A 12472-nucleotide genomic window follows, 5' to 3' on the forward strand; every position below is an offset into this window, starting at 1 on the left:
GACGGGTTGCCGCCAGGCTAGTTCCCGCTCGGTGATCCAGAGGGTCCCTAGCCTTCCAACCAGTTCAAGGGCTCAGGGCGCGTGCGGATTCTGCTGGTGGGGTGCAGTGGTTTTGTCGGCCGGGCTTTGGTGCCCCTGCTGCTGGAGGGCGGTCATCAGTTGGTGCTGCTCAGCCGCTCCAGCACCCCGTTGGCCTCGGTGCAGTCTCCTCAACTCCAGCGGCTTCAGGCCGATCCCGCTGTGGCTGCCACCTGGCAAGTCCCTGCGGTTCAGGAGGCCCTGGCCTCCAGCGAGGCGGTGATCAACCTGGCCGGTGAGCCCATCGCTGAGAAGCGTTGGAGCGATGCCCATCGTCAACTGCTCAGCAGCAGCCGTATCAACACCACCCGCGCTCTGGTGGCCGCCATGCAGGCACTCCCGGAAGCCCAGCGCCCCAAGACGTTGATCAGCGGCTCGGCCATTGGCTACTACGGCACCAGCAGCTCAGAGCGCTTCCGCGAAGCCAGTGGCGCTGGCGGTGATTTCCTTGCCGGTCTCTGTCAGGCCTGGGAGCAGGAGGCCCAGACGGCCTCGGCTTTCGCTCGGGTGGTGATTCTGCGGATCGGGATTGTCCTCGGTCCCGATGGCGGAGCCCTGGGAAAGATGCTGCCGGTCTTCCGGATGGGCTTCGGTGGCCCGATTGGGAATGGCCAGCAGTGGATGAGCTGGATTACCCGCCACGACCTCTGCCGCCTGATTGCCGAGGCCCTCGCCAACCCGGCCTACCAGGGCACCTACAACGCGGTGGCCCCGGCCCCCTGCAGCATGGCCACGTTTGCGTCGGCCCTCGGTCAGGTTCTGGGGCGCCCCAGCCTGTTGCCGGTTCCCGCACCCATCCTTCAGCTTCTGCTCGGCGATGGCGCCAAGGTGGTCTTGGAAGGCCAGCAGGTGCTGTCGGAGCGCCTGCAGCAGCAGGGCTTTGTCTTTGAAGACCCGGAGCTCAGCGCTGCTCTCGCCCGCGCCACCACTTGAGCGCCCACCCCAGTATTCCGCTGAGGATCGCTGCTCCCATCAGCAGGCCGATGGCCGGAGTGAAGAGCGGCTCCCAGAGGCTCTGAAAGAGGTTCAAGGGAGCCTCAATGCCCCGGCTGTGGCAGAGCACGGCCACGCCAAACCAGATGGCTCCGGCGATGACCACGAAGACGTCGGCCACCAGCACGGCATCCAGGTAGCCCTTGAGGCGTTGGCCGGTGCTGGGTGGGTTCGCTTCAGCCATGGCGCTGCGCCAGACGCTCCAACAAATCAGCGCTCATCTTGGCGCCGCCGCCGCCGCTGCCGATCCGCTCTTCCCCAAGCTGCTCCAGTTCCTCATGCCAGCGCCGATCCACCAGGAGCCGGTTGAGGAGTTGCTCCAGCAGCTCCGCGCTGCCCCGCAGCTGCTCCTCACTACCTGCACTCCCCGTGGCACAGAACAAGCCAGGTCCCAGCAGCCGACGCTGCGCTTCAGCGAAGTTGTCGGTGAACTGCGGGCCCTCTCCGACGAGCTGCAACACCGGTTTGCCCAGTCCCACGCACTGCTCGGCCGCGGTGCCGGTCATCGAGAGCAGCAGGTCGCACTGTTGGATGACGGCGGCGAAGCGCCCCCACTCCAGCTGCAGATGCAGGGGGCCGCGCTGCAGGCTGCAGCGGCTGCTGCTCTCGAGCTCCAGGCGCCAGCCCAGCCGGCTGGCTAGGGGCGCAACTTCCTGGGGCGTCAGTTTTCCCACCAGGGCCGCATGCAGTCCAAGCCGTTGGGGAGGACGCAGGGTTTCGGGCAAGCGCTCCAGCACCCGCAGCATGAGCTCCAGGTTGTGCAGGGCCTCCGGCAGTCGGCTGCCGGGGAGGAGACCGAGGCGTTGGCGCGGGGCTCCCGCCAGCTGATCGCTGTTGCCTACGGCCCCGTCGAAGAAGGGGTTTCCAAAAAACTGAACGGGCCGCTGCAGCTGCTCGCTGAGGTCGCTGGCGGTGAGTTGATCGCGGCTGTAGATGGCCAGAGATCGCTTCGATTTCAGGCAGCCACCGCAGGGCCAGGGCAGCTGCAGGCGTCCTTCGTAGTGGCTGGAGTAGGCCACCAGGTAGGTGGCCATCGGCCTGCGGCTCAACCAGGCTGCCACCACTGGGATGACATCGCCCACCACGAGGATCAGGTCGTAGCGATGGCCGATTCGCAGCAAGAGCAGCAGCCGGCTGAGCAGGTAGAGCACCTGGCCCTGCACGACCTCGGTGATCCGTCCGATCAGGCTGGTGTAGCCCAGGCCGCCGGTGCTGTACTCGCGGGTCTTGCCCCGTGTGGTGATTCCGGCCTGCTCATAGGCCTGGCCGTGCCCCACCAAGGGCAGGGCTTCAACGCTGCAGCCCTGCTGCTGGAGCGCCGTTCCGATCAGGGAGCCGCTGAGGTCTTCACCGTGGCCGTTGCTCAGCAACAGGATGCGTCGCTGGCCCTGCTGTGCCATCAACCGTGCAGCCAAGCTTTGACCTTTTGCAGGGCCTGCCAGTCGGGGCGTCGTGCGAGCCCGTCAGCGATGGAGGAGTCCAGTTCTTCGCCGATCTCAGGCGCCATCACGCGCATGCGCTGCACCAGCTCAATGTGCTCCCGCACGCCTTTCACGTTGTTCTCGAGCATCGCCAGGCTCAGGTTGATCCGGGCCTGGGGGTCCTGGGGGTTGAGCTTGACGGCCATCCGCGCTGAGCGCAGGGCTGTCTGCGCTTGGTTGTCCAGCAGTTGGAGCCAGGCCAGACAGGTCCAGCCCGCCGAAAGCCGGGGATCCTGTTGGGTGATCTGCAGGAAGCTGGCAATCACCTCAGACAGCGGAGCGCCCTCGTTGTAGCTCTTCAGGGCCTGCTCAAATTGCGAGGGCGCGTCAGTGGCGGTCATGGCGGAGGGCGTGCCGTTTCGTCAGCTCAGATTCGCACCCGAGGGGGATCAGACGGCGAAGGAGCTGCCGCAGCCGCAGGTTTGGGTGGCGTTGGGGTTCGTGAAGTTGAAACCGCCGCCGATCAGGGCCGAAGAGAAGTCCAGCTGCATCCCGTAGATGTAGAGGAGGCTCTTGGGGTCGCTCACCACGGTGAAGCTGGGGGCGCCGCTGGGCTCGTAGATGTAGCGCTCATCGTCCTCGCGGATCTCGCTGCCATCGATGAAGTCCATCGTGTAGCTCATGCCGCTGCAGCCGCCGGAGCGCACACCCACCCGCAGGACCTTTCCCTCCCCTTGGGCCGGCAGCAGGGTGGCCAGCTGCTTCATGGCTGGCTCGGTGATCTGGATCCCCTTGCCGTCCCTGCCGGTGTGGGTCGCGACTGGAGTGACGGTCTCGCTGGTCATCGGGGCCATGGCCTGTATCCCCACTGTATGGAGACCCTTCGCCCCCTGCCGTGTCGCCCTTCTCCATAGAGTCACCCCATTCGCGGGAGAACAAGGGTGCGGGTCGCCATCGTGGGTGCGGGTCTGGCCGGATTGGCGGCGGCGGTGGATCTGGTGGATGCCGGCCACCAAGTCGACCTCTATGAGGCGCGCCCATTTATGGGCGGCAAGGTCGGTAGCTGGGTGGATGACGGCGGGAACCACATCGAGATGGGCCTGCACGTCTTCTTCTTTAACTACGCCAATCTCTTCGCCCTGCTTCGCAAGGTCGGAGCGATCGACAACCTTCTGCCTAAAGATCACACCCACCTGTTTGTGAATGCGGGTGGGGATCTGCGGGAGCTGGATTTCCGCTTTGCCCTGGGCGCTCCCTTCAATGGCCTGAAGGCCTTTTTCACCACGCCGCAGCTCGATTGGCTCGATAAGTTGCGCAATGCCCTGGCCCTGGGCACCAGCCCGATCGTGCGTGGCTTGCTGGACTACGAGGGGGCGATGAAGGTGATCCGCAATCTCGATCGCATCAGCTTCCAAGAGTGGTTCCTGGGCCACGGCGGCAGTGAGCAGAGCATCCGCCGCATGTGGAACCCGATTGCCTATGCCCTCGGCTTCATTGATTGCGAGGCGATCTCAGCCCGCTGCATGCTGACCATCTTCATGATGTTCGCGTCGAAAACTGAGGCCTCCAAGCTCAACCTGCTGAAGGGCTCACCTCACCGCTGGCTCACAGGACCGATCCTGGAGTACATCCAAGAGCGCGGGGCAAAGCTCCATCTGCGTCATCGGGTGACCGAGGTCCAGTTCGACGAGGTCGCTGATGAAACCCGCGTGACGGGGCTGACCCTCGGGACCCCCGATGGGGATCTGAAGGTGGAGGCTGATGTCTATCTGGCGGCCTGTGATGTTCCAGGGATCCAGCGGATGGTGCCTGAGGCCTGGCGCCGCTGGCCCCTGTTCGACAACCTCTACAAGCTGGAGGCGGTGCCCGTGGCCACGGTTCAACTCCGCTACGACGGTTGGGTGACGGAGCTGAGCGACTCCCCCATGGCTGAGGCTGCCCGTCGCGATGTGACCCGTCCCGCCGGTCTTGACAACCTGCTCTACACCGCGGATGCGGACTTCAGCTGTTTCGCCGACCTAGCCCTGGCCAGTCCGGTGGATTACCGCAAAGAGGGTGTGGGCTCCCTGCTGCAGTGCGTTCTCACCCCTGGCGATCCCTGGATCCCCAAAAAAACCGAGGAGATCGTCGCTGCCACCGATGCCCAGGTGCGTCGCCTGTTCCCCTCGGCCAAGAACCTGAATTTGGTCTGGAGCAACGTCGTCAAATTGGCCCAGTCTCTTTACCGCGAGGCCCCTGGGATGGAGCCCTATCGCCCCGATCAGGCAACGCCGGTCACCAACTTCTTCATGGCCGGTAGCTACACCAAGCAGGACTACATCGATTCGATGGAAGGCGCCACCATGAGTGGGCGTCTTGCTGCTGCCGCGATCCTGGGTCGTAAGGCTGAGCTGGCCACCAATGCATCCGTTGCCTAGAGACCATGGGCCGTTGGCTTGAACACAGCGTCACCACTGAGGTGAAGGCCCCTGCTGATCGGGTCTGGGCCGTCTGGAGTGATCTCGAGGCGATGCCCCGCTGGATGAACTGGATTGAGTCCGTCACCACAGAAGCCGGTGATCCCGATCTGACGGACTGGACCCTGGCGGCCCAGGGTTTCCGCTTCCACTGGAAGGCGCGCATTACCGAGCGCGTGGAGGCCCAGCAGCTCCATTGGGAATCGGTGGGTGGACTGCCCACCAAAGGGGCCGTCCGCTTCTATCCCCAGGGCGCCGGGAACACGGCGGTGAAGCTGAGCGTGAGCTACGAGCTGCCGGGGGTGTTGGCACCGCTGATGGATGCCTCCATCCTGGGGGGGATCGTGACCAAGGAGCTCCAGGCCAACCTGGATCGCTTCCGCGATCTCGTCCAGAGCGGTTATGGCCAAGAGGCGAGCTGACAATCCGATTTGGGCTCTGCCTGTTCTGCTGGTCTTGGCGGCTTGCGGGACAGACAAGACGAGTAGCACTACTCCCTTGGCGGCTGCAGCCCTACCGCCATCTGGGGCCCCGGAACCCGCCCCGCTCAGCCCATCACCGGGCTTCATTGCCATGCCGAGCCCGCAGCAGGTGGTTCAGGCCCAACCCCATGGCCGGGTCGATCCCTTTGCACCGGTGGCGACGGCAGCAGCGGACGCCAAAGACGAGAGCAATGCCTCCGAGCTGCAGCTCACCGGTTTGATCGGTAGTGGCCGCAGTGCCCAGGCCTTGATCTCCCTGGGCGGTCAGAGCGGAGCGGTGTGCATCGGCCCTCAGGGCCTCTGCCCGGGGTCCGGCCTCCCGGCCCTTCTGCCCCCGGGCTGGACCGTGACCGGCATTGATCTGGGGCGGGGCGAGCTGCGCTTGAACCAGGCTGGTCAGCAGCGCGTGTTCAGCCTTTAAGGCTCAGCGCACAGGCGGCCACAAGCCCGTCGAGGTCATGGGGGTCGGCCTCACCATCCACCCGGCCCAGCACAGCCCGAAGGGTTTTTGAGGTTTGCGGTCCGATGGAGATCAGGCGCACCCGCTCCAGTGGCTCTCGCCAGCTGGCGCCGAACTGCTGCTCCAGCAGTTGGGCCGTGTGTTGCACCGTCTTGCCGCTGCTGAAGGTGATCGCATCCACCTGCCCAGCGGCCAGGGCTGAGGCGGTGGCCTCTGGCAGGGTTTCGGGGCAGCGGGATTCGTAGGCCGCCACTTCCACCACACGGGCTCCGGCCTCGCCAAAGGCTTCAGCCAGCAGGGTGCGTCCACCGCTTTGTACCCGCGGCAGCAGCAGCCGCAGGCCCCAGCCCGACACAGGGAAATGCTCAATCAGGCTGTCGGCCACGAAGGCCGGGGGCACGAAATCGGCCGCGGCGCCGAGTTCTTCGAGGCGGGCTGCTGTTTTGCGGCCCACCGCCGCGATCTTCAGGCTGCTGGGCCGCTGGGCCAGGTTGCTGCCCTGGAGCCTCAGCCGCTGCTCCACCGCATCGACCCCGTTGCTGCTGGAGACGATCAACCAGTGAAACTCCTCCAGCTCTGCCAGGGCGTCATCCAGCGGACCCCATTCATCGGGGGGACCAATCACCAGGGCAGGCAGATCGAGGACATGGGCGCCGGCTTGCTCGAACAGCTGGCGTGAGGCCCCGAGTTGCTGTTCCGCCCGGGTCACCGCGATGGTGCGCCCTTGCAGTTCCATCCCTCAGCCCTCGAGCTTGACCAGTTCTCCGGCCTGCTTGTGCAGGCGTTGGGCCTCCTGGGTGCGGCCTTGGTCGATGAGCAGCTGGATCGCCTCCCGGAAGCTGCCGCGCGATCCATCGATGTCGCCGCCCAACAGCAGCGCAACGGCGAGGTTTTGGTGGGTTTCGGCGTGGCCGGGGTTGACGCGTTTGGCTTCGCGGTAGGCCTCCAGGGCTCCGGCGAGATTGCCCTGCTTGCGGCGGATCAATCCGAGGTTGTACCAGCCCAGGCCGATCTCAGGGGCGACGCGGGTGGCCCGGGCGCTCAAGCTTTCTGCTTCCTCCAGTTGGCCCAGCTGCAGCAACAGCGCCGCCAGGTTGAGTTGGGCCGCCAGGTTCAGTCGCGGGGCCAGTGGAATCGCCAGGGCTTGGCGGTAGTACTGCTCGGCTTGCTGGGGGTCCCGGCCGGCCTCCGCCAGGGCTAGGTGCAGGAGCAGCTCGTAGCGCTCGGGGTGAGCCCCGCCGGGGCAGTTCTTCAGCCCCTGTTGCAGCAGCTCCAGCCCCCGCTCCAGGTTCCCTTCGGCCACCTCCAGGCTTCCCAGCTTCGCGCAGGCATAGGGGTCGCCTGGGCGGGCTTGCAGCTCCTCCTCCATCGCTTGACGAAGCCGCTCGGGCTTATTGCCTTGGGCCAAGAGCTCGGGCCGGTAGCCGTCGTGATCGATGGCGGGTTCGGAACAGTCAGCGATGCGCCACTTCGGCTCGTCCTTCAGCAACGCCGCGACGCTGTCGTCAATCATCGAGTGGTAAGCGCGGCTCCACTGGATGCGCGGATGGCGCCTGAACAGGCGACTGACGTTGGAGTAGGGCGATTGGATCGCGCCGCGCTCATGGCGCAGCAGGTTGATGACCAGGACGTCCGGTTGGGCCATCAGCGCCCGCAGCGGTTTCCAGGCCTCCGGCTTGAGGCGTTCATCGGCATCGAGCACCAGCACCCAGTCCCCTTGCACGCTCTCGAGGGCCTGGTTGCGGGCGGGAGCGAAGTCCCCCGGCCATTCGATCTGCTCGACCCGGGCGCCGGCGGCCTGGGCTAGGGCGACGGTGTTGTCCTTGGAGCCGGTGTCGACGACCACCATCTCGTCGACAAAGCCTTGAACGGACCGCAGGCAGTCCTCGATCTGCCCGGCTTCATCCCGAACGATCATCGAGAGGCTGAGCATGGTGGGTGCCGGCGGCCGCAGAAGACGGCCCGAGGCTAGTGGCAGCAGCCCGCTTAGTCGGTAAAGCCGCCCTCCAGCGCAGCCTCTGGCAACCCCAGCGCCTGCAGCACCAGCGCTTGTGCCTGGGGCATCTGGGCTGGGCTGTAGGCCGCTGGCAGCTCCGGCGGGAGCAGGGGTTGCAGGGCTTGCCAGAGGTAGGGGCTTCCGTAGACCGCGAGGCCAGCCAGGCGCTGCGCAGCCAGCAGTTGCCGCACCACCTGGGGCCAGGGTTCATCGCCCCCAGCGCTGCCCCGGAAGGGATTGCCCCGAACCAACAGCTGTAGCAGGACCGGACCATCCGGGAGGCGATCCAAGGCGAGGGGCGCTTTCGGGTCCTGGCCCCAGGGGCTGGGGCTGCGGGCATCGATGAGCCGCGCCTCGTAGCCCAGGGCGGAGGGCCGCAGTAGGGCTGGGGCCACCAGCGGCAGCTGCGGCGCATTGAGTTGGTTGTCGAGCCTGATCAGGTTCAACCCCGGTCCGGGGGGCAGACCTTGGCCGCCGTGCAGCACCAGGCTGAGCGTGAGCAGTTCGCCGCTGAGTTGCCGCTCGCTTGGGGTCACCAGTTCATCGAGAGCCGTTTCTCGCGATTCAGCGCATTGGGCTAGGGCGCTCCGTCGTCTCTCCAGGCTGGCGTCCAGCCGCTGCTCGCTGATGCGACCGCTCTGAACAGCCTCCACCAGGCCATCAAGTGCTTCACGGGCATCGGCGGGCATCAGGATCAAATCAGCCCCGGCTTCAAAGGCCAGTACGGCGGCCTCAGCGCTGCCGTGGTGCTGGCTGATGGCCTCCATCACGAGGGCGTCGGTCACGACCAGGCCGCAGAACTGCAGTTCCTGGCGCAGTAGTTGGGTCAAGACCGCCCCAGACAGGGTGGCCGGCTGCTTGGGGTCCAGGGCCGGAAGACGGAGGTGGGCGGTCATCACCGAGGCCACACCGGCAGCAATCGCCTGCTGAAACGGCGGCAGCTCGATTGCTCCCAGACGCCCCAGGTCGTGGGGCAGCTCTGGCAATTCCAGATGCGAATCGCAGCTGGTGTCGCCATGGCCCGGGAAGTGCTTGGCGCAGGCCAGCACCCCTTCGCCCTGGCAGCCCCGCACAAAAGCTGCCGCCAGGGCTCCGGCTGTGGCTGGCGTCTCCCCCCAGGCCCGCACGTTGATAACTGGATTGGCTGGGTTGTTATTGACGTCGCAGACCGGCCCGAGAACCCAGTTCAGCCCCAGCAGTCGCGCCTGCCGGCCGGTGCAGCGTCCGTAGCGCTCGGCCAGGGCCTCGGCCTGCTCGGGATCGCTCTGATGGAGGGCCCCCAATGCGAGCGGAGGCGCTAGCCAGCTGGCCCCTTCAAAGCGTTGCCCGACCCCCTCTTCCACATCGGCGCAGAGCAGCAGGGGCTGGCTAGCCCAGCGTTGGAGTTGGTCGCAGCGCAGGCGGAGTTCTTCGGCACTTCCCCCCAGCAGGATCACCCCGCCAACGCCCTCATCGAGGAGCTCGCGCAAGTCCGCGTTGCTCAGCTCCCAGCGGGGGTAGCGGCGCTGATGGTCCCGGGCATGGCCGCTGCCACGCACCACCAGCAGGCTGGCGAGCTTCCGCCGGAGCTCAGAAGCCTCCATCCTCCTGTTCGCCGGTGCCTTCAGGAACCTCACCACGCTCTTGCCGCTGCTCTTCGAGCTGGTTGAGCAGGCCCAAAACAGAGGTCCCCTTCTCGATGCCGCGATCCAGTTGGAAGATCACCTCCGGGGTTCGGCGCATGTTCAGGCGGCGACTGAGCTCACCTTTGACGTAGTTGGACGCCGAGCGCAGGCCCTCGAGGGCTTGCTGTTGCACCTCGGGGCTTCCGTACACGCTGACAAAGATCTTGCAGTGCTGGAGATCGCCGGCCACATCGACATTGGTGACGCTCACCATCCCCAAGCTGACCCGCTCGTCCTTGATCCCAGTGACCAGCAGTTCGCTGACCTCTCGCCGGATCAGAGCGGCCACGCGCTCAACGCGACGACCTTGCGCCATGGCTATGCGATGACCTCTGGAGTCACCATGGCACGCAGGATCAGGGCCAGGCTCAACAGGCCGCTCACCAGGGCTCCGATCAGGGCCACGGCGGTGACCGGGTTGCTGCGGCGCTGGGCTAGGGGTTCAAGGACGGAGTTGGCGACGCCAAGCCCGAACGCGATCAGATAGCGCGGATAGCGCGTGACGTTCAGAAAAAAGTCCCGCATGGGGGCTGGAGCGCTGATCAAACAGTGCTGGCTACTCTGCCGCCAAAGGGCACCCGGTGCCGCGCGATCCGATCCGTTGATGCTGGAGCTCCATCAGTTCCGCCATTCGGCCTTCTGCGAGAAGGTCCGCTTGGTGTTGGCCTTGAAACAACTCAGCTTCACTCCCGTTGAGGTCACCCCTGGCGTGGGTCAGGTGGAGCTCTACCGCCTCTCAGGCCAGCGGCAGGTGCCGGTCCTTGTGGATGGCAGCGAGGTCATCGCCGACTCCACGGCGATCGCCTTGCACTTGGAGCAGAAGCATCCCGATCCCGCGCTCCTGCCCAGTGATCCCGCCCTGCGGGCCCAGGTGTTGCTGCTGGAGGACTGGGCTGATACCGCGTTAGCGGCCGGTGCCCGGATGGCTTTGGTGCAGGCAGCCGTCAGCGATCCAGTACTGCGTGATGGGTTGCTGCCGGAGGCGACTCCCTCTCCGCTGCGCTCCCTGGTGGGCGCCTTGCCCGGCGGGGTGCTGAGCGGAGTCGGTCAAGTTCTGGATCAACAGGTGCTGCAGCAACTGCGCAGCAGCCTCGAGCAGCTGACCGCCTTGGTGCAGGCCCAGCCCTACCTGGTGGGTGATCAACTCACCTTGGCCGACTTGGCCGTGATGGCCCAGCTGTCCTTGATCAAATTCCCGAGCTCTGCGGGCAGTCCCCTGGCGGGGCGTGGGGTGGCTGGCTTGGCCGATGATCCGCGTTTGGAATCCCTCTGGCTCTGGCGGGATCGTCTCGGTCTACAGCTGGGGCGTCCTTAGGATTGCCGCTCGAGCACCAAGATTCCACTCCAGCTCCGCTGGGCGTCAGCCATCAGGCCGTCCGCGGGAGAGCCGTAACTCACCTGCCATTGACGGGCTTCGATGCGATCGGCATCGATGCGGGCGTAACGGCTGAGGGTTTCCACTTGGCTGACGCGGGGATCCCCGGGACCATGCAGCACCTGCAGGCTGAGTTCGTCCGCCAGAAATTGATCCTGCGGCCGCTGTTCGCTGCGGCGTCCAACGACGGTGGATTCCAAGTAGCGATCCCCGTTCAGATCAGCCAATTGACGGTTGGGGTTCTGCGGGTCATTGCGGACCCTCTGCAGCTGATCCCCCAGCAGGGCCCGTCCAACCGATTGCGCGTTGAAGGCTCGATCGCCCACGATCCGCCCTGAGCGGTCTTCGACAAAGCGCACTGCGTACTGGATCTCCGGTTCCACGCCACTGAGGTCCTGACTGGTGGCTCTCCATTCCCCCTCAAACCAGCTGGGGTAAATCAGATCCCGCTGTCCCGGCCGCGGTAGCGGCGCCGGCAGGTGCCACTGCGGCCAGCTTCCCAGGCGTTGTTCCAGGGTTGAAGCCGCCACCGCAGGCAGGCTGTCGCTCAGCAGAACCACCAGGGCGAGAAGCGGTGCCAGCAGCGGTCGACGGGCAGGCGGCATGGCAATGCGCGTGGCAGGCTGCCTGTGATCCTGCCGCCTGGACGGCCCCATGTCCGATCCCCTGATTCGTGAGCTGGATCACTACGTGGTGCTGGAGCCCGGTGCCCCCCAGCAACTGCTCTCGGCGGCGGACACCCTGGGTTGGTTAGAGCGACAACTGAGGTCTTTGGATGCCGTTCCCGAGGACCTTTCGACGTTGGCCTCGACGGCGGATCAGGCTCAACGGCTCCTGGAGACGGCCTGTGAGTTGGAGGTGCAGCCCGGGGTGACGGTGCAGTGGTTTGCGATTCGCCTCGAGCCGCCCGGCGCTGCTAGTTGATCGAGGTCCCCACCTCACCGGCGTCGCTGGTGACTTGCAGTTGCCCCAGGGGCGGAGCGGTGCGCTCTTTGATGATCGAGGGCAGCGCCTCGAGGATTTGCTGGGCGACCTGCTCGGGTGCGCGCCCGTCCTGAATGATCTGTAGGTCCGCTTGGGCATAGAGCGGCCGGCGTTCGGCCATCAAGGTCGCCAGACGTTCGGCGCGGTCCTCCGCTTCCATCAGCGGCCTGGGGGTGGGATCGGCTTCCAGGCGCTGCAGCAGGAGTTCGTCGGGGGCATCGAGCCAGATCACGACCCCTTGATGCAGCTCTCCCCAGTTGGCCGGTTGGGTGACGACGCCGCCCCCGGTGGCCACCACCAGAGAGTGCCACGAGGCAATTTGGTTGAGCACCGCCGATTCCAGCTCGCGAAAGCCGCTCTCCCCTTCGCTGGCAAAAATCTCGGGAATGGAACGACCGGCCACCTGCTCGAGGCTGGTGTCGGCATCAAGAAAGCGGTAGTTGAGAGCCGCGGCGAGATGCCGGCCAACGCTGCTTTTGCCGCTGCCCATCATTCCCACCAAATAGAGGTTCAATCCCTCCAGTCGCTGCCGCAGCTGGACTCGGGTGTCCTCCATCGGTTCG

At 65.8% G+C, this 12472-nt stretch carries 17 protein-coding genes; 6 read left to right on the forward strand and 11 right to left on the reverse strand.

Features of this window, described 5'->3' with window-relative positions; all coding sequences use genetic code 11:
* Positions 1-81 precede the first annotated feature (81 nt).
* Entirely contained in the window at positions 82-1011 is a 930-nt protein-coding gene (locus MY494_RS10075) for a TIGR01777 family oxidoreductase (protein WP_247910121.1), read from the forward strand.
* Here the strand turns inward: MY494_RS10075 and MY494_RS10080 are convergent.
* Genes MY494_RS10080 through MY494_RS10095 form a run of 4 tightly spaced genes read right to left on the reverse strand, consistent with a single transcriptional unit; the run spans position 980 to position 3337 of the window.
* Positions 980-1255, reverse strand: a complete 276-nt coding sequence (locus MY494_RS10080; RefSeq protein WP_247910123.1) for a hypothetical protein — start codon at positions 1253-1255, stop codon at positions 980-982. The genes MY494_RS10075 and MY494_RS10080 overlap by 32 nt on opposite strands.
* On the reverse strand, positions 1248-2471 hold the full coding sequence (locus MY494_RS10085) for a lipid-A-disaccharide synthase-related protein (RefSeq protein ID WP_247910124.1): 1224 nt from the start codon (positions 2469-2471) through the stop codon (positions 1248-1250). The genes MY494_RS10080 and MY494_RS10085 overlap by 8 nt, the downstream gene beginning before the upstream one ends.
* Positions 2471-2893, reverse strand: a complete 423-nt coding sequence (locus MY494_RS10090) for a hypothetical protein (protein WP_247910125.1) — start codon at positions 2891-2893, stop codon at positions 2471-2473. Before MY494_RS10090 ends, MY494_RS10085 begins: the two co-directional genes overlap by 1 nt.
* 48 nt (positions 2894-2941) lie before the next feature.
* Positions 2942-3337, reverse strand: a complete 396-nt coding sequence (locus MY494_RS10095) for an iron-sulfur cluster assembly accessory protein (RefSeq protein WP_247910126.1) — start codon at positions 3335-3337, stop codon at positions 2942-2944.
* 96 nt (positions 3338-3433) lie between these two features.
* On the opposite strand from MY494_RS10095, the gene zds reads away from it, so the two are divergent.
* The 3 genes from zds (at position 3434) to MY494_RS10110 (ending at position 5851) form a co-directional block, all read left to right on the forward strand.
* Positions 3434-4909 carry a 9,9'-di-cis-zeta-carotene desaturase gene (zds, locus tag MY494_RS10100; protein ID WP_247910127.1) on the forward strand — a complete coding sequence of 492 codons (1476 nt, stop codon included), beginning with the start codon at positions 3434-3436 and terminating at the stop codon, positions 4907-4909.
* Between the two features lie 5 nt (positions 4910-4914).
* The gene (locus tag MY494_RS10105) at positions 4915-5370 is read left to right on the forward strand and encodes an SRPBCC family protein (protein WP_247910128.1); all 456 of its coding nucleotides are present in this window, start codon (positions 4915-4917) and stop codon (positions 5368-5370) included.
* Positions 5371-5446: 76 nt separating this feature from the next.
* Positions 5447-5851 (forward strand): hypothetical protein, encoded by a 405-nt coding sequence (locus tag MY494_RS10110; RefSeq protein WP_247910130.1) that lies wholly within the window; start codon positions 5447-5449, stop codon positions 5849-5851.
* Here MY494_RS10110 and MY494_RS10115 read toward each other — a convergent pair.
* The 5 genes from MY494_RS10115 to MY494_RS10135 are packed head-to-tail and all read right to left on the reverse strand — an operon-like array spanning position 5841 to position 10075.
* Positions 5841-6626 (reverse strand): uroporphyrinogen-III synthase, encoded by a 786-nt coding sequence (locus MY494_RS10115; RefSeq protein WP_247910131.1) that lies wholly within the window; start codon positions 6624-6626, stop codon positions 5841-5843. The genes MY494_RS10110 and MY494_RS10115 overlap by 11 nt on opposite strands.
* 3 nt (positions 6627-6629) lie before the next feature.
* Positions 6630-7823 carry a glycosyltransferase family 2 protein gene (locus MY494_RS10120; protein WP_247910133.1) on the reverse strand — a complete coding sequence of 398 codons (1194 nt, stop codon included), beginning with the start codon at positions 7821-7823 and terminating at the stop codon, positions 6630-6632.
* A gap of 53 nt (positions 7824-7876) precedes the next feature.
* The gene (locus tag MY494_RS10125; protein ID WP_247910135.1) at positions 7877-9469 is read right to left on the reverse strand and encodes a glycoside hydrolase family 3 N-terminal domain-containing protein; all 1593 of its coding nucleotides are present in this window, start codon (positions 9467-9469) and stop codon (positions 7877-7879) included.
* Complete coding sequence (gene rbfA, locus MY494_RS10130; protein WP_247910136.1) at positions 9456-9866, reverse strand: 30S ribosome-binding factor RbfA; 411 nt, start codon at positions 9864-9866, stop codon at positions 9456-9458. Before rbfA ends, MY494_RS10125 begins: the two co-directional genes overlap by 14 nt.
* Before the next feature lie 2 nt (positions 9867-9868).
* Positions 9869-10075, reverse strand: coding sequence for a DUF751 family protein (locus tag MY494_RS10135; protein ID WP_247910138.1), 207 nt, complete (start codon positions 10073-10075; stop codon positions 9869-9871).
* Between the two features lie 79 nt (positions 10076-10154).
* Here MY494_RS10135 and MY494_RS10140 point away from each other — a divergent pair, with 79 nt between their 5' ends.
* Positions 10155-10865, forward strand: coding sequence for a glutathione S-transferase family protein (locus MY494_RS10140; protein ID WP_247910139.1), 711 nt, complete (start codon positions 10155-10157; stop codon positions 10863-10865).
* On the opposite strand, the gene MY494_RS10145 is transcribed toward MY494_RS10140, so the two are convergent.
* Positions 10862-11530 (reverse strand): DUF6816 family protein, encoded by a 669-nt coding sequence (locus MY494_RS10145; protein WP_247910140.1) that lies wholly within the window; start codon positions 11528-11530, stop codon positions 10862-10864. The genes MY494_RS10140 and MY494_RS10145 overlap by 4 nt on opposite strands.
* 49 nt (positions 11531-11579) lie before the next feature.
* Between MY494_RS10145 and MY494_RS10150 the strand changes: the two genes are divergently transcribed.
* Positions 11580-11849 carry a chlororespiratory reduction protein 7 gene (locus MY494_RS10150; RefSeq protein ID WP_247910142.1) on the forward strand — a complete coding sequence of 90 codons (270 nt, stop codon included), beginning with the start codon at positions 11580-11582 and terminating at the stop codon, positions 11847-11849.
* Here MY494_RS10150 and MY494_RS10155 read toward each other — a convergent pair.
* Entirely contained in the window at positions 11842-12465 is a 624-nt protein-coding gene (locus MY494_RS10155; RefSeq protein WP_247910143.1) for a shikimate kinase, read from the reverse strand. The two genes, MY494_RS10150 and MY494_RS10155, sit on opposite strands and share 8 nt — an antisense overlap.
* Between the last annotated feature and the right edge of the window lie 7 nt (positions 12466-12472).

The sequence above is a fragment of the Synechococcus sp. A10-1-5-1 genome (assembly GCF_023115425.1).
GTDB lineage: Bacteria > Cyanobacteriota > Cyanobacteriia > PCC-6307 > Cyanobiaceae > Vulcanococcus.

Coding starts and splice junctions, on each gene's coding strand:
- MY494_RS10135 (WP_247910138.1), bottom strand. CDS start 10,075: ATGCGGGACTTTTTTCTGAACGTCACGCGCTATCCGCGCTATCTGATC.
- MY494_RS10155 (WP_247910143.1), bottom strand. CDS start 12,465: ATGGAGGACACCCGAGTCCAGCTGCGGCAGCGACTGGAGGGATTGAAC.
- MY494_RS10145 (WP_247910140.1), bottom strand. CDS start 11,530: ATGCCGCCTGCCCGTCGACCGCTGCTGGCACCGCTTCTCGCCCTGGTG.
- MY494_RS10115 (WP_247910131.1), bottom strand. CDS start 6,626: ATGGAACTGCAAGGGCGCACCATCGCGGTGACCCGGGCGGAACAGCAA.
- MY494_RS10150 (WP_247910142.1), top strand. CDS start 11,580: ATGTCCGATCCCCTGATTCGTGAGCTGGATCACTACGTGGTGCTGGAG.
- MY494_RS10120 (WP_247910133.1), bottom strand. CDS start 7,823: ATGCTCAGCCTCTCGATGATCGTTCGGGATGAAGCCGGGCAGATCGAG.
- MY494_RS10085 (WP_247910124.1), bottom strand. CDS start 2,471: ATGGCACAGCAGGGCCAGCGACGCATCCTGTTGCTGAGCAACGGCCAC.
- rbfA (WP_247910136.1), bottom strand. CDS start 9,866: ATGGCGCAAGGTCGTCGCGTTGAGCGCGTGGCCGCTCTGATCCGGCGA.
- MY494_RS10140 (WP_247910139.1), top strand. CDS start 10,155: ATGCTGGAGCTCCATCAGTTCCGCCATTCGGCCTTCTGCGAGAAGGTC.
- MY494_RS10105 (WP_247910128.1), top strand. CDS start 4,915: ATGGGCCGTTGGCTTGAACACAGCGTCACCACTGAGGTGAAGGCCCCT.
- MY494_RS10080 (WP_247910123.1), bottom strand. CDS start 1,255: ATGGCTGAAGCGAACCCACCCAGCACCGGCCAACGCCTCAAGGGCTAC.
- MY494_RS10095 (WP_247910126.1), bottom strand. CDS start 3,337: ATGACCAGCGAGACCGTCACTCCAGTCGCGACCCACACCGGCAGGGAC.
- MY494_RS10125 (WP_247910135.1), bottom strand. CDS start 9,469: ATGGAGGCTTCTGAGCTCCGGCGGAAGCTCGCCAGCCTGCTGGTGGTG.
- MY494_RS10090 (WP_247910125.1), bottom strand. CDS start 2,893: ATGACCGCCACTGACGCGCCCTCGCAATTTGAGCAGGCCCTGAAGAGC.